The sequence below is a fragment of the Pseudomonas sp. MWU13-2517 genome, assembly GCF_023242545.1.
In the GTDB taxonomy this organism is placed as follows: Bacteria; Pseudomonadota; Gammaproteobacteria; order Pseudomonadales; family Pseudomonadaceae; genus Aquipseudomonas.
In genome coordinates this window covers 14,077-35,769 of record NZ_JALMFA010000004.1, presented here as the reverse complement: position 1 = coordinate 35,769, position 21,693 = coordinate 14,077, and the positions used below count along the sequence as shown (strand labels likewise).

Sequence of the window (21,693 nt, the reverse complement as noted above, 5' to 3'; positions counted from 1 at the left end):
GATTTTATTGTCGCCCTGGAATCCCTTATCAACGGAAAACTTATCACGAATAAAGAATTCAGTTCCCGTGAGAATGAAACCTTCATTCAATCCAAAGGAACATCCCATGCCGCCCGCCACTGCCGTATCGGCCGTCAGCGTCTCGCGTACCGCCAGAGATGGCCTCGCCCTCACCGCCGTGTGCCTCGTTGCCCTGATGTTCGGCCTGGAGATCTCCAGCGTGCCGGTCATCCTGCCCACCCTCGAACAACAATTGGGCACGGGCTTCCAGGATGCGCAATGGATCATGAACGCCTACACCCTGGCCTGCACCAGCGTCCTGATGGCGGCAGGCACGCTGGCCGATCGTTTTGGTCGGCGGCGCATGCTGGTGCTGTGTTTGTGGCTGTTCGGCGTGGCCTCGCTGGCCTGTGGGTTGGCCGATACGGCGTCGACACTGATCGCGGCGCGTTTCGTCCAGGGTGTGGGCGCCGGGGCAATGATGATTTGCCAGTTCGCCATTCTTTCGCACCAGTTCTGGGAGCCGGAGGGGCGTGCACGAGCGTTCGCGGTATGGGGCGTGATCGCGGGCGTGGGTCTCGGATTCGGGCCAATGGTGGGCGCCTTGATCCTGGCGATAGCGGATTGGCGCTGGGTATTTCTGGTACACGTGCCACTTACCTTGCTGACCCTGGCGTTGCTGCGGGCCAGTGTGCAGGAATCCCGCGACCCGGCCGGGCATCGCCTGGACATTGCCGGGATGCTTACCTTGACGCTGTCAGTGTTCGCGCTGGTGTACTTCATCACCCAGGGCAGCGAAAACGGCTTCGGCACACCGGCCATGCTCGGTTGGGCAGGTTTGTCGCTGGTCGGGTTGCTGTTGTTCATTGTCATCGAGCGACGCAGCGCACATCCGATGTTTGATTTCTCGGTGTTGCGCATCCAGCGTTTCAACGGTGCCTTGATGGGCTCGATCGGTATGAACTTCAGTTTCTGGCCGTTCATGATCTACCTGCCGCTCTATTTCCAGGCGGGCCTGGGCTACGACACCCTGACCACCGGCGGCGCCCTGCTTGCCTACACCTTGCCCACCCTGCTGGTGCCGCCGCTGGCTGAACGCCTGGCACTGCGTCATGGCGCCGAACGGATTATCCCCATAGGCCTGGGTTTGATGGGCGCCGGGTTTATCGCCATGGCCATCGTCAATGGTACCGAGCAGCCGAGTATCGTGCTGGTGCTGTGCAGTTGCGGCATCGCGGGCGTGGGTTTGGCGCTGACTAATTCACCGACCACTAACACCACCACCGGCTCGGTCTCGGCCGACCGTGCCGGCATGGCGTCGGGCATTGATCTCAGTGCACGGCTGATCACCCTGGCGCTCAATATCGCGCTGATGGGGCTGGTGCTGTTGCTCGGGATCAGCCATCAACTGGCCAGCCTGCTGCCCGCCTCCACGGCGGTGAATTGGCCCGTCATCAGCCAACACATTGCGGCGGGCAAGCTGGAAGGGCTGGGGTTGACCACCCAGCAAGCCCAGGTGGCACTGCGCCATGGCGCCGGTTGGGCAATGCTCTTTGCCGGTATCGGCGCGGGCGGGCTGGCGCTATTGAGCCGGTATTTCTTCCGCCGCCGGTAAACGAAAACGGGCCTGCGTATGCAGGCCCGTTCGGGTAGGGATGAAAGAGCTGTCAGCTGTTAATCGCTGCCTGCAGGTTTTCTTCAAACTCCGCTTCGAGCGCACCCTCGTTCACTTTGTTGGCCGGCAGACTTTTCCCGGCAGCGCGTGGCTTGCCTTGCAGTTTGCCGAACAGATGTTCCAACGCATGCTCCAGCTTGATAGCCGCACCGTCGATCGCCTGTTCAAGCGTATCGGCCTTATCGCAGACCGAGATCGGTTGATGGCCTTTTGGCCGCGCTTCCAGGCGGCAACTCAAATCATGGGGGCCTGGCTTGTCGCCGTTCTCATCCCGCAGGTAGACCTCAACACGGGTAAGGTGCTCTTCATAACGTTCGAGCGTGCTCTCAATGGTCGTACGTACCCACTCCTCCAGTCGGATGCTGCTTTCAATATGGTTATCGCTATTGACTTGGATTTGCATAGTTCTTCCCTTATTTCAGCTAGCTCGCGGGAGGCCACGACTGCAACACCGATGCGGTGAAACCATGACCTCTTGATTACACAATTGAGCACTCAGCGAAACATTTCAACCCCTTTGCAAAGATAAATCCCACATTACAAATTAAGTCTGACTACGAGCAAAAACGCTGTTAGGGTGGGGAGTTAGTTACATCTTCCTACGCCCTGCGAACCTTACAATTGCCCCTCTCCCAGCGGGTGCAATCCGCGAAAAACCGCTGCTTCCTCCACCAGCCAGTCATGCACCGCCCGCACGCCCGGATGGCTCAACGCGCCTGGTGCATACAGCAGCACGTAGCGTTTGTGGTTGGGCACGGCTACGCCGAATGGGACGATCAAGGTGCCACGCTCCAGCTCATCATTGAGCAGGGTGCGCCGGGCAATCGCCACGCCCATGCCGGCGATGGCAGCTTCGATGGTCAGATGGTTGCGGTTGAAGGTGTGCCCACGCCGCACATCGGCGTGGTGATAGCCGATGGCATTCAGGTAAAACTCCCACTCGGCGTACTCATAACTCCCACGCCAGGCCGTGATGTCGTGCAACAGCGGAAAGTGCACCAGATCCGCCGGGCCATGTAACGGCGGACGGCCGCGCAGCAGGCCAGGCGCGCACACCGGGAATATCTGCTCGTCCAGCAGGGCTGTGGATAACAAGCCAGGGTAGCTGCCGTCGTTGAGGTCAATCGCCAAGTCAAAGTCGCCTTCGTGCAGGGCAATGCTGCTGTCTTCGGCCACCATGCGCAGTTGGATGTCCGGGAAGCGTTGCTGTAAACGCGGCAACCGCGGCGTCAGCCACTTACCCAGAAACGACGGAATGGAACGCAGGCGCAGGGTGCCGCTGATCATGCCGGCGTCCAACCGCTGCAATTCGGCATCGATGCTGCCGTAGGCCTCCCCCACCGTCGTTGCCAACCGCTGCCCCTCGGCACTGAGTTCAACCCCGCGCGCCCGGCGATGGAACAGTCGAAACCCCAACCGTTCCTCCAACTGGCGGATTTGCTGGCTCACCGCCCCCGGTGTGATGTGCAGTTCTTCAGCGCAACGGGTGAACGACAAATGCCGTGCCGCGCAGGAAAAAACGTGCAACCAGACGTACGTCTGGCCATGGAGGGGGCGGGTCATAGGGTTTAGTCCTGCTAAAGGGTGTCTTAGGATAATTCGTTGGTCAGTGCCGATCCAGAGGATCAGTATCGCGCCAATTGCGCTCGGCCTACAAAAATGGCAGCGATTCCTACTCCATTGCTTGTAAGGCTTTAGCATGGCTATCAGTTTTTTCGATCTATTCAAAGTGGGCATCGGCCCTTCCAGCTCCCATACCGTCGGCCCCATGCGGGCAGCGGCGAGCTTTGCCCAGGCACTGGTCGACCAACAGGTGCTGAGCGACACGCGCCGGGTCGAAGTGCGCCTGTACGGCTCGCTGTCCGCCACCGGGGTCGGCCACGCCACCGACCGGGCCTGCGTCATGGGCCTGATGGGCGAATGGCCGGATCAGGTCGACCCGACCTCGATCAACACCCGCATCCAGCAGTTGCGTGAGTCCGGCCGGTTGTTACTCGCGGGCACCCAGGACATTGCCTTCAATTGGCACTCCGATCTCCTGCTGCTGGACGAAAGCCTGCCCTACCACCCCAACGCCATGTCGCTGCACGCCTACGGTGAAACCGGCCTGCTGAGCGAGCAAACCTATTATTCGGTGGGCGGCGGCTTCATCATCGACGCAGCTGAGGCGGCTTCGGGTAATGCGCCGACCAGCGATGTGCAATTGCCCTACGACTTTTCCAGCGCAGTCGAACTGCTGGCCCTGTGCAATAAGCACGGCCTGCGAGTTTCGGAGCTGATGATGGCCAATGAACGGGCGTGGCGCAGCGACGCAGAAATCCGTAGCGGCCTGCTGCATATCTGGTCAGTGATGCGCGAATGCGTGGAACAGGGCCTGCGCGACGAAGGCATCTTGCCGGGGGGCTTGGATGTACCGCGTCGCGCCGCGAAACTGCACCGCAGCCTGTTGGAAATAGGCAAGCCGAATGTCATCACCTCGACCCTGTCCGCGATGGAATGGGTCAACCTGTTCGCCCTCGCCGTCAACGAAGAAAACGCCGCCGGCGGACGCATGGTCACGGCGCCGACCAATGGCGCGGCGGGGATCATCCCGGCGGTGCTGCATTACTACATGAAGTTCAATGCCAACGCCTCTGACGACGATGTGGTCAATTTCTTCCTGGCTGCGGCCGCTGTCGGCATTCTGTGCAAGAAAAACGCCTCGATCTCCGGTGCCGAAGTCGGCTGCCAGGGCGAAGTCGGCTCGGCCTGCGCCATGGCGGCCGCCGGGTTGGCCGAGATCCTCGGCGCAACCCCCGAGCAACTGGAAAACGCCGCCGAAATCGGCCTGGAGCACAACCTCGGCCTGACCTGCGACCCTGTCGGCGGCCTGGTGCAAGTGCCGTGTATCGAGCGCAACGCCATCGCCGCCGTGAAGGCGATCAACGCCACGCAAATGGCCCTGCGCGGCGATGGCAAACACTTCATTTCCCTCGACCGGGTGATCCGCACCATGCGCGATACCGGCGCCGATATGCATGACAAGTACAAAGAAACTTCACGGGGCGGCCTGGCGGTCAGCTGGGTGGAGTGCTGATCGGAGCACTGCTACCCGCCCCAACGTGAGCCCGCGCAAAAATAATAACGAGGCAATATCGATGACTGATGTACGTACACCTGCCGTAGAAAATCCTGCTGTAGAAACGACCGTGACCACGGGCTGGACCCCACACGACACCACCTGGATGCTTGGCCTCTACGGCACCGCCATCGGCGCGGGCACCTTGTTCCTGCCGATCAACGCCGGCGTCGGCGGCTTCTGGCCGCTGATCGTGCTGGCGCTGCTGGCTTTCCCGATGACCTTCTTCGCCCACCGTGGGCTGACGCGTTTTGTGCTGTCGGGAAAATCCGGCGACATCACCGAAGTCGTCGAAGAACACTTCGGTATCGGCGCAGGCAAGCTGATCACCCTGCTGTATTTCTTTGCGATTTTCCCGATTCTACTGGTGTACAGCGTGGCCCTGACCAACACCCTGGGCAGTTTCATGCAGCACCAGTTGCACATGACGCCGCCGCCCCGGGCGATCCTGTCGCTGGTGCTGATCCTCGGCTTGATGGCCATTGTGCGCTGCGGCCAAGGCGTGATCGTCAAAGCCATGAGCGTGTTGGTGTATCCGTTCGTTGCCGCCCTGTTGCTGCTGGCGTTCAGCCTGATTCCCAATTGGAACGGCGCGTTCTTCGCCTCGGCCGGTGACGGCATGCCGATGCCACTGTTCTTCAAGACCCTGTGGTTGGCTATTCCGGTGATGGTGTTCTCCTTCAACCACTCACCGATCATCTCTGCATTTGCCGTCGACCAGAAGCGTGTGTATGGCGCCCAGGCCGAACGCAAAAGCGGCGGTATCCTGGCTACCGCCCACGGCATGATGGTGCTGACAGTGATGTTCTTCTGCTTCAGTTGCGTGCTGGCCCTGTCGCCGGCCGATTTGGCGGCCGCCAAGGCGCAGAACATTTCGATCCTGTCGTACCTCGCCAACCACTTCCAAACGCCGGTCATCGCCTACGCCGCACCGTTGATTGCGCTGGTGGCGATCACCAAATCCTTCCTTGGCCACTACATCGGTGCCAGCGAAGGCTTCCAGGGTTTGATCGTCAAATCCCTGCGTGGGCGTAACCGCTCGATGTCGTCCAAAGCGCTCGAACGCTGCACCGCATTGTTCATGGTGCTGACCTGCTGGGCCGTTGCGACCTTCAACCCGAGCATCCTGGGCATGATCGAAACCATGGGCGGACCGATCATTGCCTGCCTGCTGTTCCTGATGCCGATGTACTCGATCCGCCGCGTGCCATCGCTGCGCCAGTATTCGGGCCAGTTGTCGAATGTGTTTGTGGTGGTGATCGGGTTGATTGCGCTTTCAGCGATCGTTTTTTCCGTTCTGCCCTGAAACGGGTCGCCCACCTCAAGAACAATACAGCGCTCATGTGAAAAGGGGCTTGCTCCCGATAACGGTACATCAGCCAATAAATACTCGGCTGAATGACCGCCATCGGGAGCAAGCCCCCTCTCACATCAAGCCCACAGCGCCTGGGAGGCCCGTGTACGGCACGGCCCTTGCTGTACAGCTTGCGAGGTAAACGGACTTTGTAAAACCTCAGCGACGGAGTGGCCGGTGGTCAGGCAACGCGAACTATTCCCGACACCGGTCGTCAATGACTGCATGTTCCTATCAGGCGGTAACGCACCATGGACAATCCTTTTCAGATCATCACGGACACTTTCACCCCCCAGTACCGCGTCAACCTGAGCATCCAACGGCTCGACGGCAGCATTATGCTCACGCTCTCGAATGAAACGGGCGTGGTGGCCAAGCGCATGATCAGCGCCGAACAACGCAACGATCCGCAACGGCTCAAACGGCTGGTACAAAGCATTCAGTTCGGCATCGCTATCGAGCAGGGCCATAGCGCCATGGAGATCCTGGCGATGATGACGGACGGTGACGGCCACAAACTCCTGCAGCGACCGCCCACGCCCAGCCTGCCCTTCAGCGTCGGGCTTTAAAGCTCGCCCTTCTCGGTTTCCTGGCTCGCCTCGCCTTTGCGACGCGGGCCTTCAACCTTTACCGACGGGAACGCCGACGAGGCGTACCGAACGACCATAATCGAGAACGCCAACAGCAGAATACCGCCGCACAGGTAGATGATGCCGATGTCCGGCGGGTTGTGGTGCGATACGTTGGAGATCAACAGGCGCGTCAACGCGGTGATCGCCACGTAGATCAGGAAGCGCACCGGCATGTGGTTGGTCTTGAAGTAAATCCCTACCATCGCGCCCAATTCCAGGTAGATGAACAGCAGCAAGATGTCATCGATCTTGATATGCCCGTTCTCCAGCATCCCCAGAAACTCCATCACCGCCGCCCAGGCGGTCACCGCGCCAATGGCGAACAGCGCCAGGTAGTGGAATGTCTCGACGAACAGATTGCCCAGGGACTCGGCGAGACCATGTACGTTCTGGCGCAGCCTTTCAGCCCAGTTGATTTTCACGATGATGCTTCCTTAGGTCGGCTCGACCGGATAATGCGAGGTGGACGTGACGATTGTTCTGCATGCAGAAAAAAGGCCAGCAGCCGGTATAAGATGATGGCAGGGTGATATGAGGCACTCCAAACCTGCCTTTTCGGGCTACATTAAAAAACTGCTACCCAAACCCCACGGTTTGGCTTACCCTTTTAGCTGTATATAAATACAGTAGTCGCAAAAGACAACTATCGTGAAGGCATGTGAGGTGGTGAATGGCCGTCGAAGTGGTATACCGCAGCAGCCGAGATCTGGAGCGTTTGTTCATGGATAAAGCCGAAGCTGACCGTCATGACAAGATGCTTGAACTCGCTGAGTTGCTGGCAGAAGTGTTGCAAAAAGCCGTGCCGTCCCTGAGCGAGCAGCAAGTGGAAGAAGCCGGGATCTACATGGCGAAGAACCGCGATGTATTTGCCAAGGCGTTCAAGAGCCAGCCGGACGCGTTGTCCGAATTGCTGAACCCGGCAGCGGAATAAAGCCCGAATTGAACAGGCCCTGAGTCACTGACTCAGGGCCTTTTTAATGCCCGGGCTATTTGTACAGCAGCCGCTCGGCGAGCTCGTCGGCGACCCGTGCCGGGGAACGTTTTTCGGCCTGGGCGTGGGCGAAGATTTCGGTCAGGCGCCTGCCTATGTTTGACAGATGAGCCGTGATGTCCGCCAGCTCCGCACCGCCGTGCTTGAGAGCGACGTAGATCAAGCCACCGGAGTTGATCACGTAGTCTGGCGCATAGAGTATGCCGCGTCCTTCCAGTTGGTCGGCGATCTCCAGGTTGGTCAGTTGCGCGCTGGCGGAACCGGCCACAGCGGCGCAACGCAGTTGGCCGACCGTATGGCGATTAAACACCGCGCCGACGCCGCAGGGCGCGAGGATGTCGCAGGGGGTGCTGAGCAAGGCATCGTTGGCGATGGGGTGCGCGCCGAGTTGCTCCATGGCCAGTTGAACCTTGCCGTGATCGATATCGCTGACCAACAGCTCGGCACCGGCTGCGTGCAGTTGCTCGGCCAGGGCATAACCCACGTTGCCCAGCCCCTGCACCGCTACGCGCAAGCCTTCGAGGTTGTCGCTGCCAAGGCGGGCCATGGCGGTGGTGCGGATACCGGTGAACACGCCCATGGCGGCATGGGGCGCAGGGTCGCCGGCGGCGGTGGTGCTGGTGACGAAGCGGGTGTGCTGGGCGATGCAGTCCATATCGGCAACCGAGGTGCCGCTGTCGATGGCGGTGATGAAGCGGCCATCGAGTTTTTCGATGCAGCGGCCAAAGGCTTCGAACAGGGCGGCGCGGCTTTCCACGTGCACGGGACGGATGATCACCGCCGTACCGCCGCCCACCTGCAGGCCGGCCAGGGCAGCTTTGTAGCTCATGCCTTGGGCCAGGCGCGCGGCATCCGCCACGGCACTTTGATCGTCGGGGTAACTGAGGTAGCGACAGCCGCCCAAGGCCGGCCCCAAGCGACTGTTGTGGATGGCGATGATCGCCTTCAGCCCCGTCACCGGGTCGACGCTCAGGTGCAGCGATTCAAGGCGGGTGCTGTGCATGAGCGCAAACATCAATGAGCTCCCGAATCACTTCTGGTAGTGGCCCAAGTATAGGCTTGCGGTAGAAAAATGCTGGACTGCGCTGGAATAAGGCTCCCGGTTTTGCAGGCCCTAAGACATAAGGCGGCAGGATATTTCTCAAGACGCTGGACGAAAATTCACAGCAAGGCTAAAACGGGGGCATCTGCCGGAGAACGCAATGAATCCCCGCCAAGCCTTTTTTGCCTGCCTGGACCGTTCACCCCCCGCGCTGTTTGAAGCTGCGCTGTGGATTGCCGCCGAGCACGATCCTGCCGTACAGCCGTTGCAGATCCTGCAAGACTTCACTTTGTTGCAACAACAGGTCGCGCTTGGCCTGCCGATGTTGCCGGCTGACGAACTGGGCCAACCCCTGTTACGCCGCTTGAACGACCTGGGGTTCGCCCAGGACGACTTCACCCCGCTGCGCCCCGCCGCCGCCCTGTTGGACAAGGTACTGCAACGCAAGCGCGGGCAACCTTTGGCCATGGCGCTGATTGCACTGGAAATGGCGCGACGCCTGGACATCCCTCTGGTGGGTGTGAATTTCCCGGGGCATTTTCTGTTACGGGTGCCCGGCGCCGACCACCTGCTGGACCCCTGTGGCGGTCGGCGTCTATACCCCAATGACTGCCGCGAATTACTGCAGCGTCAATACGGGCCGAACCTCAAGCTGCAGGCCGAGCACCTGCACACCACCGAACCACGTTCGATCCTGCAACGGCTGTCACGCAACCTGCGCCAACTGCACCTTTCCAATGACGCCCCACTCGACGCATTGATCGATGCCGAGCGCGTACTGGAACTGGGCAATGCCAGCGCCGCCGACTATTTGGCCCGGGCCAGCCTGTATCAACGCCTGGACTGCCCGAACGCCGAGCGCTTTGACCTGGAACATGCCCTGCTGCTCAGCGAAGACCCGATCCAGCGCCTGCGCCTGACCGAGCGGCTGGGGCATCTACCGCCCAATACTGTCGTGCATTAAGCCTGCGGCGCCTTGAGGATATCGGTCTGCAACGGGCTCTTCGGCGTGCTGACGACAGGCGAACGCACCTGAATAATCAGCAACGCCGCAATCACCGCCGGAATCGCGCAGAAAAAGAAAATCTGCTGCACCGGAATATGCATCGCCAACAGCGCGCTGCCAAACAGTGGCCCCAGGATTGAGCCGAATCGCCCCACACCCAAGGCCCAGCCGGTGCCGGTGGCGCGCACGTGAGCCGGGTAGAAGTTGCTGGCAAAGGCGTTGAGCGTAAGCTGGCCGCCAATAATGCAGAAACCGGCGGCGAACACGCAGGCCACCAGGTAGCGCGGGTTGTCATGGTTCAATCCCAACAGGACGGTGCACAGGGCAGCGGCCGCCAACACACCGGACAACAGCCGCACTTTGCTTTTCAGGCGGTCGGCGAACCAGGCCATGCCGATGGCACCCAGAGTGCCGGCAAACAGGAACATCGACGTCACCAGATTGGCTTCTTTCAAAACCAGGCCGCTTTCCAGCAGCAGCGACGGCAACCAACTGATCATGAAATACAACAGGATCAGGCTGACGAAAAAAGTCGCCCAGATCAGTACGGTCGGGCGCGCGTAGCCGTTGCGGAACAACTCCAGCACCGTCAGCCGGCTGCCCTGCTCCTGCCGGTTTTCGGCCTCGGTGGCCAGTGGCGGTTGCCAGTCGGGCAGCATGCGTGCCGTAACCTTTTGCAGGCGCGCATAGGGCGGTGCATCACGCAACAGACGCGGCAGGGATTCGGGCAGCAACCCCACCAGGAAGGGGAACAGCAACAACGGCGTGACGCCGCCCGCCAGGAAAACCGCCTGCCAGCCATAGCTTTCGATAAAGCCCGCCGCTACGAACCCACCCGCCGCGCCGCCGAACGAGAAGCCGCACGCCGCCAACGTCACCATCAAAGTGCGCAACCGGGGCGGGGAGTATTCCGACATCAACGCCATGGCGCTCGGCATCGCACCCCCCATGCCAATGCCGCAGATAAAGCGCGCGGCCATCAGTGTGGTCAGGGAGTTGGCGAATACCATCAGTACGGTAAGGCTGGCGTAAATCAGCACGCAGCCCAGCAGGATGCGCCGCACGCCAAACCGGTCGGCCAGGGGTGTCACCAGCAGCGAGCCCAACGTCAGGCCCAACAGGTTGGCACTGAATACCGGGCCGAACGCGGCTTTTTCCAAGCCCCAATCCTTGGCCAATGCCGGCACTACGTAACCCAGTACCTGAGCGTCGTAGCCGTCGGTCACCAGCAGCAGCGCCAGCAACAGGAGGATCAACCACTGATAGCGCGACACCGGACGGGCATCGAGTGCCGCGCGAAAGCTGGCAATCTGATTGTGCATCGCAAGGTACCTTGATTATTTTTATTTGAATAATGCCCCTCCCACATGGATTCAGGGTGTAGCAGGGGTATCCGGCTGGTTGGCAGGATGCGCTTGCACAAACGCCGGATGCTGTGCCGCCAGCGCCGCCACCCGCCCAATCCGCGGAAATGCCGCCAACGGCACCTTGAAGCGCTCCGCTGCATACAGCTGGGGAATCAGAAACGCATCCGCCATCCCCGGCTGCTCGCCAAAGCAAAAACCTTCATCGCCAATCAACTGCTCCACCGCGCCCAGCCCCTGGCTGATCCAATGGCCGATCCATTCCAGCAATTGCGCCTCGTCGTGCCCCCACTGTCGCAGCAGGTTCTGGGTGCTGGAGTTGTGCAACGGGTGAATATCGCAACCAATGATCGACGCCACCGCACGCTCATGCGCACGGGTGGCGATATCCCTGGATAACAGCGGCGCCTGTGGATAACGCTCGTTCAGGTATTCGATGATCGCCGTCGACTGAATCAACAGCTCACCGTCGTCCGTGCGCAACGCCGGTACACGGCCCTGCGGGTTGATTGCCAGGTATTCCGGCTGGCGGTTGGCGCCGCCCGCCGGGACCAGCAGGTTGATCGGCACGGCAGTGAAATCCAGCCCTTTGAGTGCCAGCGCGATACGCACTCGGTATGACGCAGTAGAACGGTAGTAGGTATAGAGCTCCATCGCCCGGCCTCCTTAATGCGCCGCAACCACGGTGCCACGGCACTCGCCGAAGCCGATGGAGGCAAACCCTTCGCGGCGGCACCGGGCGCGCAGGATGATTTCGTCGCCATCTTCAAGGAACTTGCGCACTTCGCCGGAGGCCAGCTCGATCGGTTTTTTGCCGCCTTCGGTGATTTCCAGCAGGCTGCCGAACTGCCCCGGCTGGGGCCCGGACAAGGTACCCGAGCCGAACAGGTCACCGGCCTGCAACTGGCAGCCGTTGACGCTGTGGTGCGCAACCATCTGCGCCACTGTCCAGTACATATGCTGGGTGTTGCTCAGGGTCAGGCGATGGGCCGGCAGGTTCTGCTCACGCATCGACGCGGTGGTCAGCAATACCTCCAGTTCGATGTCTAGGGCGCCCGCGTTCTGATCACGGTTATCCAGCAGGTATGGCAGCGGCTGCGGGTCACCTTCGGGCCGCGCCGGTTGCGCCTTGCGGAACGGCTCCAGCGCCTCAGCCGTAACTACCCACGGTGAGATGCTGGTGATAAAGCTCTTGGACAAAAACGGCCCCAGAGGCTGGTACTCCCACGCCTGGATATCCCGTGCGGACCAGTCGTTGAGCAGGCAGAAACCGGCGATATGCTCGGCCGCGTCGCCAATGGCAATCGCGTCGCCCATGGCGTTGCCCGGACCGATCCAGATGCCCAGTTCCAATTCGTAGTCCAGCCGCGCGCAGGGTCCGAAGGTCGGCTCGGTCTGGCCGGCCGGCAGGGTCTGGCCTTTAGGGCGACGGACTTCGGTGCCCGATGGGCGAATGGTCGAGGCGCGCCCGTGGTAACCGATCGGCACGTACTTGTAGTTCGGTAGCAAGGGGTTGTCGGGGCGAAACAGTTTGCCGACGTTCTGCGCGTGTTCGATGCCCACGTAGAAGTCGGTGTAGTCGCTGATTTTCGCCGGCAGGTGCATCTGGCAATCGACAGCGCGGTGCAACACCTGCGCCTCGCGGGTTTGCAGCTTGCTGCCTTCGGCCAGCAGTTCCAGCAGGCGTTCGCGCAGGGCCACGCGCGGGCCACGGCCCAGTTCGAAAAAGCTATTCAACTGGCCACCGGCGGTGGCTTCTACGGCGCGGCGCGCCTCACCTTCAAACTCGTCCAAAGCGGCGTGCAAGTCGAGGATCGAGTCGCCAATCGCCACGCCGCTGCGTGGTGCCGAGCCGTTGATGCTGAACACACCCAGCGGCAGGTTTTGCAGGGGAAAGTCGCGGTGACCGTTGGCGGAGGCCACCCAGCTGCGGGTTAGCGTCGGATGAGTCATGGGTTATCTCCGGTTCGGGTTGAAGGTGGCGGGCAGCGCGGCCCAGCACGCGTCATAGGTGTTTTGCAGTTGCGGGCATTCAAGGGCGAACTGTGTGGGACGCAGCACTTGGCTGGTCTCGAACATGAAGGCCATGGTGTTATCGATTTTGTGCGGCGCCAACTCCACGTTGATGGCTTTGGTGCAGGTTTCGCCGTCCGGGCCGTGGGCACTCATGCAACTGTGCAACGACGCACCGCCGGGCAGGAATCCTTCGGCCTTGGCGTCGTAGGCGCCCTGGATCAGGCCCATGTATTCGTTCATCAGGTTGCGGTGGAACCACGGCGGGCGGAAGGTGTTCTCGGCCACCATCCAGCGCGGCGGGAAAATCACGAAGTCGAGGTTGGCCAGGCCGTGAGTGCTGGTGGGCGAGGTCAACACCGTGAAGATCGATGGGTCCGGGTGATCGAAACTCACCGTACCGATGGTGTTGAAACGACGCAGGTCATATTTGTACGGCACGTTGTTGCCATGCCAGGCGACCACGTTCAACGGCGAATGGTCCAGCTCGCAGGCCCACAGCTCGCCAAGGAATTTCTGCACCAGGGTGGTCGGTTGCTTGAGGTCTTCGTAGTGCGCGACCGGCGTGAGGAAATCGCGCGGGTTGGCCAGGCCGTTGCTGCCGATAGGCCCCAGGTCCGGCAAGCGCAGCGGTGCGCCATGGTTCTCGGCGACGTAGCCACGGGCCTCGGCATCCAGCAGTTCGACACGGAATTTCAGGCCGCGCGGCAGCACGACGATTTCCAACGGTTCCACGTCCAGCACGCCCAATTCGGTAGCAATGCGCAGGCGCCCCTGCTCGGGCACGAGCAACAGTTCGCCGTCGGCATTGAAGAACACGCGCTCCATGGAGCGGTTGGCGCGGTAGTGGTAGATGCTGATGCCAGAGGGCTTTTGCGACCCTGAGTTGGCCACCATGCCTGCGAGCCCATCGATAAAGTCGGTCGGTTCGCTGGGAATATCCAATGGATTCCAGCGCAGGCGATTCGGTGTCACCGCGCCCAGAGTCCCGCCGGCCAATTGCCGCTCCACCTTTACAAATGCCGGGTGATTGGCCGATGGCTGAATACGGTAAAGCCAGGTTCGGCGCGCTTCGCTGCGTGCCATGGTGAACGCCGTGCCGGAGAACAGTTCGGTGTACAGCCCGTAGGGCGCTTTTTGCGGGGAGTTCTGGCCGACAGGTAGCGCGCCTGGCAGGGCTTCGCTGGCGAATTCATTGCCGAAGCCCGATTGATATTCGAGGTGCATGGATCATCCTCTGTGCGGAAGTTGTTTTTATCGTAATCCAGTTACGCATAACGTAATTTGATCACCATCGACCGTCAAGCTATAAAGACGCCCATTCATCTCTCGGATTCTCGCCCTTCCATGGAAAAGCCCCGCGACACCGGTAAACAGAAAGTCCGCTCGGCCGAAGTGGGCACCGATATCCTCAAGGCCCTGGCCGAACTGTCACCCGCCACCTCGCTGTCGCGCCTGGCCGAACACGTGCAAATGCCCGCAAGCAAGGTGCATCGCTATTTGCAGGCGTTGATCGCCTCAGGCTTTGCCGAACAGAACACCGCCACCAACCACTATGGCCTGGGCCGCGAGGCGTTGCGCGTGGGCCTGGCTGCATTGGGCAGCATGGACGTGTTGAAAGTCGGCGCCATGCCGCTGGCCGAACTGCGCGATGAATTGAATGAAACCTGCTTTCTGGCGGTGTGGGGCAACCAGGGCGCCACCGTGGTGCATATCGAACCTGCGGTGCGCGCCGTCACGGTAGTGACGCAGTTGGGTTCGGTATTGCCGCTGCTCGGTTCGTCCACCGGCCTGGTGTTCAGCGCTTATTTGCCGCCGCGGGAAACCGTGGAATTGCGTGAACGTGAGATACAGGCCGGAATCGCCCACGCCCTGGCCGACGATCAGGCCTACGCCACCGTCTGCGAGCAGATTCGCAGCCGTGGCCTGCACTTTGTGCACGGTTTGCTGATGCCTGGGGTGGACGCGTTGTCGGCGCCGGTGTTCAACGCGGTCGGGCAAGTGACAGCGGTGATGACCGTGGTCGGCCCCACCTCATTGTTCCACGCCGATGAAAATGGCCCGGCGGCGCAACACCTGCTGGCAGCGACCCGGGCCGTGAGCTGGCGAATGGGCTACCAACCCTGAATCAATCGTCCCAGCGTGACAGCGCTTCTACCACACGGTTTTCCACGCCTTTGACCTGGGCGCCCGCCACCACATAGTTATTGCTGATCATGGAGAACACCAACCGCCGCCCGTGGGTATCAGTGATGTAACCGCTCAAGGACGAAACGCCGCCCATGGAGCCGGTCTTGGCATGCAGATTGTTTTCCGCGGGCGTGCCCTTGAGGCGATAACGCAGACTGCCACCGGCCATGCGGTCGGGATTGCCGGCAATCGGCAGCGCGTTGTACCAGGCATCGAACCACGGCTGTTTACTCGCGGCCAATAGCGCATCCGTAAGGTTCTGGGACGACACCAGGTTACGTCGCGACAGGCCCGAACCATCCACCTGGCTCAGCGTCGCGGTATCCAGGCCCTGACGCTTGAGAAACCCGGCCACCGCCACCGCGCCGGCCGCCGCCGTGCCGCTGTTGGCCGTCTTGCGGCCCATGGCTTTGAGCAAGGCTTCAGACATGTTGTTGTTCGAGAGTTTGAGCAACGGCGTGATCAACGCCTGCAGCGGTGCCGATTGGTGCTCGGCCAGCACGGTGGCCGTGGCCGGGCTCACGCCGCCCATCACGCGACGCCCCGATACGCGGATGCCCTGCTGTGCCAGCGCCTGTTCAAACAGGTTGGCGACCAGCTGCGTCGGCTCCCACACACTGACCAGTTGCTCGCTCTGCCTGCCCGGCGCGACCGCACCGCTGAGCTGCAACAGATTGGTGCCATGACGGCGATTGATCCCATAGGTGTTGCCCGGTCCACTGATGGCACGGTTGCTCAGCTGCAGGTAATCGGTGGGCGGGTAGATCTCGACGCTGACCGGCTGGCCGGCGCGCACCGGCGCCTTGGCCGTGACCAGGACGCTGCCCGCATCGAAATCCATATTGGGGGATACGGTCAGTGCCGAAATCTGCGCGCCGTAGTAGGTGGTTTCATCATCATGGGACCAGTCCACCCCCAACCGCTCGGCGTCGAACCAGGTGTCGTCGAACACCAGGTCGCCCTGCACCTGGCGTATGCCCAGGCTGGCCAATTGCGCCGCCAGTGCCTGGTAGTCGGCAAACTGGATGGTCGGGTCGCCGAGGCCACGCAGGTACAAGTTACCGGTGAGGCGATCACCCTGGCGTATGCCGTTGCTCAGCAGTTGCGTGGAGAAACGGTATTGCGGCCCCAGCACATCCATCGCCGCCGCCGTGGTCAACAGTTTGAGGTTGGACGCCGGCACCAGCCGTGTGCGCGGGTTGTGCTGATAGAGCGTGGCGCCACTGCTGGCATCACGCACCATCAGGGACACGCTGGCGCCGTGCAGCGCCGGATCGGCCAGCAGTTGGTCCAGGCCATGCCCGCCCGCCGTCTTCGACGGCGTGGCGCAACCACTGAGCAGCAGCCCAAAACCCAGCGCCATCGCGCCGGCGTGTATCCATCGTCCCCACTGCATAAACCGCATTCCTGAATCTACGAGAGTGCGCAGCTTGGTTAATTCACGGCCCTCAATCAAGTGCCAGGGTAGTGATGGAGAACGTACCGGCCTGAAACTGCGGGTCGGGCTTGGGTTCGGCTTGGCTCGGCGCGGGTTGGTTGAAGTCCATCGCCGGCAGGTAAACCCGCTGGCGCTGCGCGTCGAAGGCCATGTTATAGGCCATCGGCACGGTGCTGAAGGTGGTCGCCAATGCGTAATGATCGGCATCACTTTGCTCGATCACCCTGACGTTCGCGTCCACGCCGCTGGGGATCAGCAAGCGACGATGTTGCGCATTGTAGGCCAGCGCATTGACGTCATGCCCAATCGGCAGCTTCGCCTTGACCTCGCCGCTTTCACGATCCGCCACGATCAGCACCGGCGCGTCACCCCGACATGCCACAAACAAACGCTGGCGCTCGACATCCTGAGCCAGCGCACTCGGTTTGGGGCAGTCGGTGAATTGCCAGGTATCGAGCACGGTAAAGGTGTCGGCCGCATACCGCGCAACCTTGCCCTCATCCCGCATCGGCAGGAAGAAACTGCCATCGCCCTTGAGCAGCAGCGGGTCGATCTTCTTCACCGCGAGTTCATGGGCGCCGGTGATGCGTTCCTGCTTGGGATCGAACTCAAACAGCGTCGAGCGATCCGCCCGGCGACCGCTGACGATGATCACCTTGCCGGTGGACGGCTCGTACACCGCACTGTTGAGGTTGCTTTGCGCCACAGCAATACGCTTGAGCGGCTTGAGTGTGGATAACTGCACCACACTCAAGCTGCCATCGGTATTGAGCACGAACACGCGATCCAACTCGGGCACGAACACCACGCCGTTGGCGCCATCGGACTGCGCCACGGTCTTGACCGCACGTTGGTGCTGGACATCAAACACGGTCAAACCGTTTTCGCGGCGGGCCACGAACAGATAGGGACGCGTCGGATCGAGGCCGACGAACCCCCAACTGTGCCCGCTGCCGGGCAAGGTCACCCGGTGTTCGCGATGGATAGCACCGATGTCTGCTGCCGCTGCGGTGCCGATGAACAGAGCCAATAGCCAGGCGGACTTTTTCATCAGAAGGTCAACGTACTGGAAACCGACACCTGCCGTGCATCGCCGATGGACACAAACTGCGTGTTCACCGAGGAGGTGTAGTAGGTGCGGTCGAACAGGTTCTTCACGTTGAGCTGGAACTTGACCTTTTGCCCATCGATTCTGGTGTCATAGGTGGCAAACGCATCGGCCACGGTGTAGCTCGGCAGGTCGAAGCTATTGGCGGCGTCCCCTGCCCGCTCGCCCACATAGCGTGCACCGGCACCGACCCGCAACTGATCGCCGCCCAGGATGCTGCCGAAGTCATACACGGCCGATAACGAGGCGGTGTTCTTCGCTACGTTCTGCAGGTCGTTGCCTTTGTACTTGCTGTCCTCGACCACGACCGCATCGGTATAGGCGTAGCTGCCGATCAAGCTCCAGTTGTCGCTCAACTGCCCGCTGGCGTCCAGTTCCAGGCCACGCGAGCGCACCTTGCCGGCCACGCTGTACACCGAGGCCAGGCCGTCGCCCACCTGCACCAGTACGTTGCGTTTTTCGATGTTGAACAACGCCGCGCTCGCGGTGATGCGCCCCGGCATATCGAATTTGGTCCCCAGTTCCCAGGCCTTGGACTGTTCCGGCTCCAGGCTGCCGTCCAGCACGGTTTTGTTGGCCAGCGGCGCAATGGTTGAGTTGGGTTTGAACGACTCGGTGTAGCTGCCATAGAACGACAGTTGGTCGGTGTAGCGGTACACCAGGCCGGCACGTGGCACCCATTTCTGGCCATTGCCGTCGGTGTTGGCGGTGAACGGCACACCTTTGCCGGCGTACTGGTCGTACATCTGGTAGCGCGCGCCGCCCACCAGAATCCACTGGTCATTGAGGTGGATGGCATCCTGGAAGAACAGCGAATCGCTACGCAACAGGTCGGTCTGGTTACTGTCCGGGGCGCTGACGGTGGTGCCCGCCACTTCTCTGCCATACACCGGGTTGTTGTAGTTGAACACGCTACGCGGCGCCTGGCGGATCAGGTCGGCGCGGTAGATCTTGCGGTATTCGTCGTCCAGGCCGAATACCAGGTCGTGCTGCATGCCGGCCACATTCACCTTGCCTTCGAGGCTGGCGGTCGTGAAGCGGTCGGTCGTCAGCGCGCCCTGGGTGCCGTCCATGCTGCGGGTCAGGGTGCCGTTGTTGTTGACCTTGACCACGCGCACTTGGCTGGCGTCGTAGGTCTCGCGGTTCCAGCTGTAGCCGAAGTGAGCTTTCCAGTCGTCGTTCAGGTCGTGGTCGACTTCCAGGCGATACAGGTCGGAGCGACCTTCCATGTTGTTGAACGGCTCATCCAGGCGACGGGTCGCGGGGATGTTCAACGGGTGGTTGGTCTTGGGGTCTATGGCGGTGCCACGGTCGAATGGCGAAAGGAATTCGCGGTGTTCATAGGCGAAGACCACCTTGGTGGTATCGCCATACCAGGCCAGGGATGGCGCCACCAGCGTCTCGCGGTGGGTGCCGAAATTGCGCCAGTAATCTTCGTCTTCATGATCGACGATCAGACGGTAAGCCAGGCCGCTGTCACCAATCGGGCCCGTGGTGTCGAGGTTGCCGCCGCTGCCGTTCTTGCCATCGCCGAAGGTCGAGCCGCGTGCCGTCAGGGAGGTGGACTGCACCAGCTCGGGCTTTTTGCTGACGATATTGACCACGCCGCCCGGGTCCTGGATGCCGTACAACAACGACGACGGGCCTTTGAGGACTTCGACCCGTTCAGCCGTGGCATTCAACGCGCGGCCCTGCACCAGTGGCATGCCGTCCTGCATGATCGAACCGTTACGGTTGTCGCCGAAACCGCGCAACATCACGGCGTCCTGAGTGCTGCCGAGGGTATTGGCCTGGGTGATGCCGCTGATGTTGCCCAGGGCGTCGTCCAGATTGCGCGGTTGTTGATCGCGCAATACCTGAGCGGGCACGACGTTGACGGTCTGCGGGGTTTCCAGCAACAGGCCGTGGGAGCGCATCACCGAGCTGGTGGGCGGTGGCTGATAGCTGGTGGTGTCCTGGGCTTGGCTGGCACCGTTGATGGTGGTCGCGCCGAGGTTGACCGCACCTTCGGTGGGCACGGGTTCCAGGGCCAGGGTGCGGGCATCGATCTGGCGGAAGGTGAAGCCGGACTGGCCCAGCAGGCGTTGCAGGGCCTGGGTCGCGCTCATCTGGCCGCTCACCGCCGGAGCGCTGAGACCGTAGGGCGCTTCATCGGTGTAGATCACACTGATACCGGTGACCCGGCTGAAATCACTCAGGGCCTGGGGCAGCGGTTTGGCTGCCAGGGCAAAGTTGAACTGGGTGCTTTGCTGCTCCTGTGCCTGTGCCACGGCCAAGGGCAGCAACGCCAGCCCCGACACCGCCAATACCGAGGCTCCCAGCCACTGTTTAACCAAACCGCCCGCCGTCGACTTCATGCTGTGAGAACCCGTGTAGAAAACGCTGTTAATGCGAATAGATCGCAGTTTCAAGCACTACACGGATGGGCCGTCGGTTTACCTCACTGCTGTTCACAAATAATTTTTTTATTGCGCCTGGATGCGAAAGCCAAAGCGTGGGAAATGCACATGCACGGTGCCGGCGCGCTCGTCAGTGCGGCGCAGAATCAGCTCTTCACGGCCGGCGAACACCAGTTCCCCCGCTACCGGGTCAACGCCGTAGTCAGTGGCCGCAATAGTGACCTGCTGGCCCGCCTTGAAGCCGTTCAAGTCCGCGAACACTTCATCGGGCAGCGCCGTCGGGGCCGTATTGCGCGCCACCTCCAAGGCGTCTGCGGCGCTCATTTCGCTGGCGGTGCCATGCCCGAAACTCAATACCCGCGCCAACCAGGTGCTGACGGCGGGATAGGCATCAACCAACGGCGCGGTTACCGATGAGCCCTTGAGGAACCACAGCGGGTGGGCCAGGGCAAAGTCGGCAATCGAAGGCTCGCCGAACAGGAAATCCCCCGCCTCGTGGCGCAATTGCTGATCGATGCGGCTGATGATCGCCGGCCACTGGTGCTTGGCCTGATCCAATTGCAGACGGGTTGCCGCACCGCCGCTGAACAGCTTGGCACGGTCAGCCACCAATATGTCGAGCATCGCCGGTGGCACTTTGGCGAATTTGACCGCCAGGGATTCCGGCTGGAACACCAGCGCCACTGCGTGGGAAAATACCACTGAGTCTGCCCAGGCGCTGAAGCCTTGGGTCACCAGTTCCAGGCCAAGAGGAAACAGTGCCGGCGAAGCTTTTTCCTGCTCCAGGCGCCGGGCGATCAAGGCGGTGTCGCAGTAGATATCGGCACCGACTTGCAAAACCGGCGTCTTGCGATAGCCGCCGGTCAGTGCGGTGAGGTCCGGCTTGGGCATCACCGGCGAAATCATGACCGAACGCCAGGACAACCCCTTGAAACCCAGCAACAGCCGGGCTTTTTCAGCAAATGGGGACTGCGGGTAGTGGTGGAGGATCAACTCAGACATGCCAGGCTCCGCTCAAGAAGTGAGCCGCAAGCTTAGCCTGCAAAAGCCCGTATGCGACTGATGGAAACTTATCAGTCAGCGTGATGAACCACTCGCCGCCAGACATTCCTTCGCACTTTTCTTGAGTTTCTTGATCAGCCGCTCCTGGCGCAAGGCTTCGGCTTTGCTGGCACACACCTCGGTATACACCAGGGCCACGGCGGGGCTGGAGAGAAAAAACCGTGCGCCTTTGCCGCTCTGGTGCATGGCAAAACGGCGCACCGGGTCGTTGCTGATGCCGCAATACAACGCACCATTGGCGGCGCGTACCAGATAGACAAACCAGGGTTTGGGGTCAGGCGTGTTCACAGATGAGTTCGGC

Annotated in this window: 20 protein-coding genes; 7 read left to right on the top strand and 13 right to left on the bottom strand. The window is 61.3% G+C overall.

Annotated elements, in window-relative coordinates:
• Positions 1–106 precede the first annotated feature (106 nt).
• The gene (locus M5B97_RS07060; RefSeq protein WP_248731114.1) at positions 107–1,615 is read left to right on the top strand and encodes an MFS transporter; all 1,509 of its coding nucleotides are present in this window, start codon (positions 107–109) and stop codon (positions 1,613–1,615) included.
• Positions 1,616–1,667: 52 nt separating this feature from the next.
• On the opposite strand, the gene M5B97_RS07055 is transcribed toward M5B97_RS07060, so the two are convergent.
• Both M5B97_RS07055 and M5B97_RS07050 read right to left on the bottom strand, forming a co-directional pair.
• A complete protein-coding gene (locus tag M5B97_RS07055) occupies positions 1,668–2,078 on the bottom strand; it encodes an HPF/RaiA family ribosome-associated protein (RefSeq protein WP_134658470.1) in 411 nt (136 codons plus the stop codon).
• Positions 2,079–2,290: 212 nt separating this feature from the next.
• Complete coding sequence (locus tag M5B97_RS07050) at positions 2,291–3,238, bottom strand: LysR substrate-binding domain-containing protein (RefSeq protein WP_134658472.1); 948 nt, start codon at positions 3,236–3,238, stop codon at positions 2,291–2,293.
• A 136-nt stretch (positions 3,239–3,374) separates the two neighbouring features.
• Here M5B97_RS07050 and M5B97_RS07045 point away from each other — a divergent pair, with 136 nt between their 5' ends.
• The 3 genes from M5B97_RS07045 (at position 3,375) to M5B97_RS07035 (ending at position 6,716) form a co-directional block, all read left to right on the top strand.
• On the top strand, positions 3,375–4,751 hold the full coding sequence (locus M5B97_RS07045; RefSeq protein ID WP_248731113.1) for an L-serine ammonia-lyase: 1,377 nt from the start codon (positions 3,375–3,377) through the stop codon (positions 4,749–4,751).
• A gap of 61 nt (positions 4,752–4,812) precedes the next feature.
• Positions 4,813–6,099, top strand: coding sequence for a serine/threonine transporter (locus tag M5B97_RS07040; protein ID WP_248731112.1), 1,287 nt, complete (start codon positions 4,813–4,815; stop codon positions 6,097–6,099).
• Positions 6,100–6,398: 299 nt separating this feature from the next.
• Positions 6,399–6,716, top strand: a complete 318-nt coding sequence (locus M5B97_RS07035; protein WP_123714709.1) for a DUF3509 domain-containing protein — start codon at positions 6,399–6,401, stop codon at positions 6,714–6,716.
• Here the strand turns inward: M5B97_RS07035 and M5B97_RS07030 are convergent.
• Complete coding sequence (locus M5B97_RS07030) at positions 6,713–7,201, bottom strand: phosphate-starvation-inducible PsiE family protein (protein ID WP_060755005.1); 489 nt, start codon at positions 7,199–7,201, stop codon at positions 6,713–6,715. The genes M5B97_RS07035 and M5B97_RS07030 overlap by 4 nt on opposite strands.
• A gap of 248 nt (positions 7,202–7,449) precedes the next feature.
• Here M5B97_RS07030 and M5B97_RS07025 point away from each other — a divergent pair, with 248 nt between their 5' ends.
• Positions 7,450–7,710 (top strand): YebG family protein, encoded by a 261-nt coding sequence (locus tag M5B97_RS07025; RefSeq protein ID WP_003188807.1) that lies wholly within the window; start codon positions 7,450–7,452, stop codon positions 7,708–7,710.
• A 55-nt stretch (positions 7,711–7,765) separates the two neighbouring features.
• On the opposite strand, the gene M5B97_RS07020 is transcribed toward M5B97_RS07025, so the two are convergent.
• Positions 7,766–8,785 carry a Glu/Leu/Phe/Val dehydrogenase dimerization domain-containing protein gene (locus M5B97_RS07020; protein WP_134658478.1) on the bottom strand — a complete coding sequence of 340 codons (1,020 nt, stop codon included), beginning with the start codon at positions 8,783–8,785 and terminating at the stop codon, positions 7,766–7,768.
• 187 nt (positions 8,786–8,972) lie between these two features.
• Between M5B97_RS07020 and M5B97_RS07015 the strand changes: the two genes are divergently transcribed.
• On the top strand, positions 8,973–9,776 hold the full coding sequence (locus tag M5B97_RS07015) for a transglutaminase family protein (RefSeq protein WP_248731111.1): 804 nt from the start codon (positions 8,973–8,975) through the stop codon (positions 9,774–9,776).
• Here M5B97_RS07015 and M5B97_RS07010 read toward each other — a convergent pair.
• From M5B97_RS07010 to hmgA, 4 genes are read right to left on the bottom strand one after another with little or no spacing between them, the layout of a single operon-like run.
• Positions 9,773–11,140, bottom strand: coding sequence for an aromatic acid/H+ symport family MFS transporter (locus tag M5B97_RS07010; RefSeq protein ID WP_248731110.1), 1,368 nt, complete (start codon positions 11,138–11,140; stop codon positions 9,773–9,775). The genes M5B97_RS07015 and M5B97_RS07010 overlap by 4 nt on opposite strands.
• A 51-nt stretch (positions 11,141–11,191) precedes the next feature.
• A complete protein-coding gene (gene maiA, locus M5B97_RS07005; RefSeq protein WP_123714704.1) occupies positions 11,192–11,836 on the bottom strand; it encodes a maleylacetoacetate isomerase in 645 nt (214 codons plus the stop codon).
• A 12-nt stretch (positions 11,837–11,848) separates the two neighbouring features.
• Positions 11,849–13,135 (bottom strand): fumarylacetoacetase, encoded by a 1,287-nt coding sequence (gene fahA, locus M5B97_RS07000; protein ID WP_248731109.1) that lies wholly within the window; start codon positions 13,133–13,135, stop codon positions 11,849–11,851.
• A gap of 3 nt (positions 13,136–13,138) precedes the next feature.
• Positions 13,139–14,422: a homogentisate 1,2-dioxygenase gene (gene hmgA / locus M5B97_RS06995; RefSeq protein WP_248731108.1), complete on the bottom strand. Its 1,284-nt coding sequence runs from the start codon at positions 14,420–14,422 to the stop codon at positions 13,139–13,141.
• Positions 14,423–14,542: 120 nt separating this feature from the next.
• On the opposite strand from hmgA, the gene M5B97_RS06990 reads away from it, so the two are divergent.
• Positions 14,543–15,322 carry an IclR family transcriptional regulator gene (locus tag M5B97_RS06990; protein ID WP_248731107.1) on the top strand — a complete coding sequence of 260 codons (780 nt, stop codon included), beginning with the start codon at positions 14,543–14,545 and terminating at the stop codon, positions 15,320–15,322.
• A gap of 1 nt (position 15,323) precedes the next feature.
• Here M5B97_RS06990 and dacB read toward each other — a convergent pair whose 3' ends face one another.
• The 5 genes from dacB to M5B97_RS06965 all read right to left on the bottom strand — a co-directional run bounded on the left by dacB (position 15,324) and on the right by M5B97_RS06965 (position 21,680).
• On the bottom strand, positions 15,324–16,781 hold the full coding sequence (gene dacB, locus M5B97_RS06985) for a D-alanyl-D-alanine carboxypeptidase/D-alanyl-D-alanine-endopeptidase (protein WP_248731106.1): 1,458 nt from the start codon (positions 16,779–16,781) through the stop codon (positions 15,324–15,326).
• A gap of 52 nt (positions 16,782–16,833) precedes the next feature.
• Entirely contained in the window at positions 16,834–17,874 is a 1,041-nt protein-coding gene (locus tag M5B97_RS06980) for a hypothetical protein (RefSeq protein WP_248731105.1), read from the bottom strand.
• On the bottom strand, positions 17,874–20,288 hold the full coding sequence (locus M5B97_RS06975) for a TonB-dependent receptor (RefSeq protein WP_248731104.1): 2,415 nt from the start codon (positions 20,286–20,288) through the stop codon (positions 17,874–17,876). Before M5B97_RS06975 ends, M5B97_RS06980 begins: the two co-directional genes overlap by 1 nt.
• Before the next feature lie 108 nt (positions 20,289–20,396).
• Positions 20,397–21,332, bottom strand: coding sequence for a glutathione S-transferase family protein (locus M5B97_RS06970; protein WP_248731103.1), 936 nt, complete (start codon positions 21,330–21,332; stop codon positions 20,397–20,399).
• A gap of 75 nt (positions 21,333–21,407) precedes the next feature.
• Positions 21,408–21,680 carry a GIY-YIG nuclease family protein gene (locus M5B97_RS06965; protein WP_123714697.1) on the bottom strand — a complete coding sequence of 91 codons (273 nt, stop codon included), beginning with the start codon at positions 21,678–21,680 and terminating at the stop codon, positions 21,408–21,410.
• Positions 21,681–21,693 lie beyond the last annotated feature (13 nt).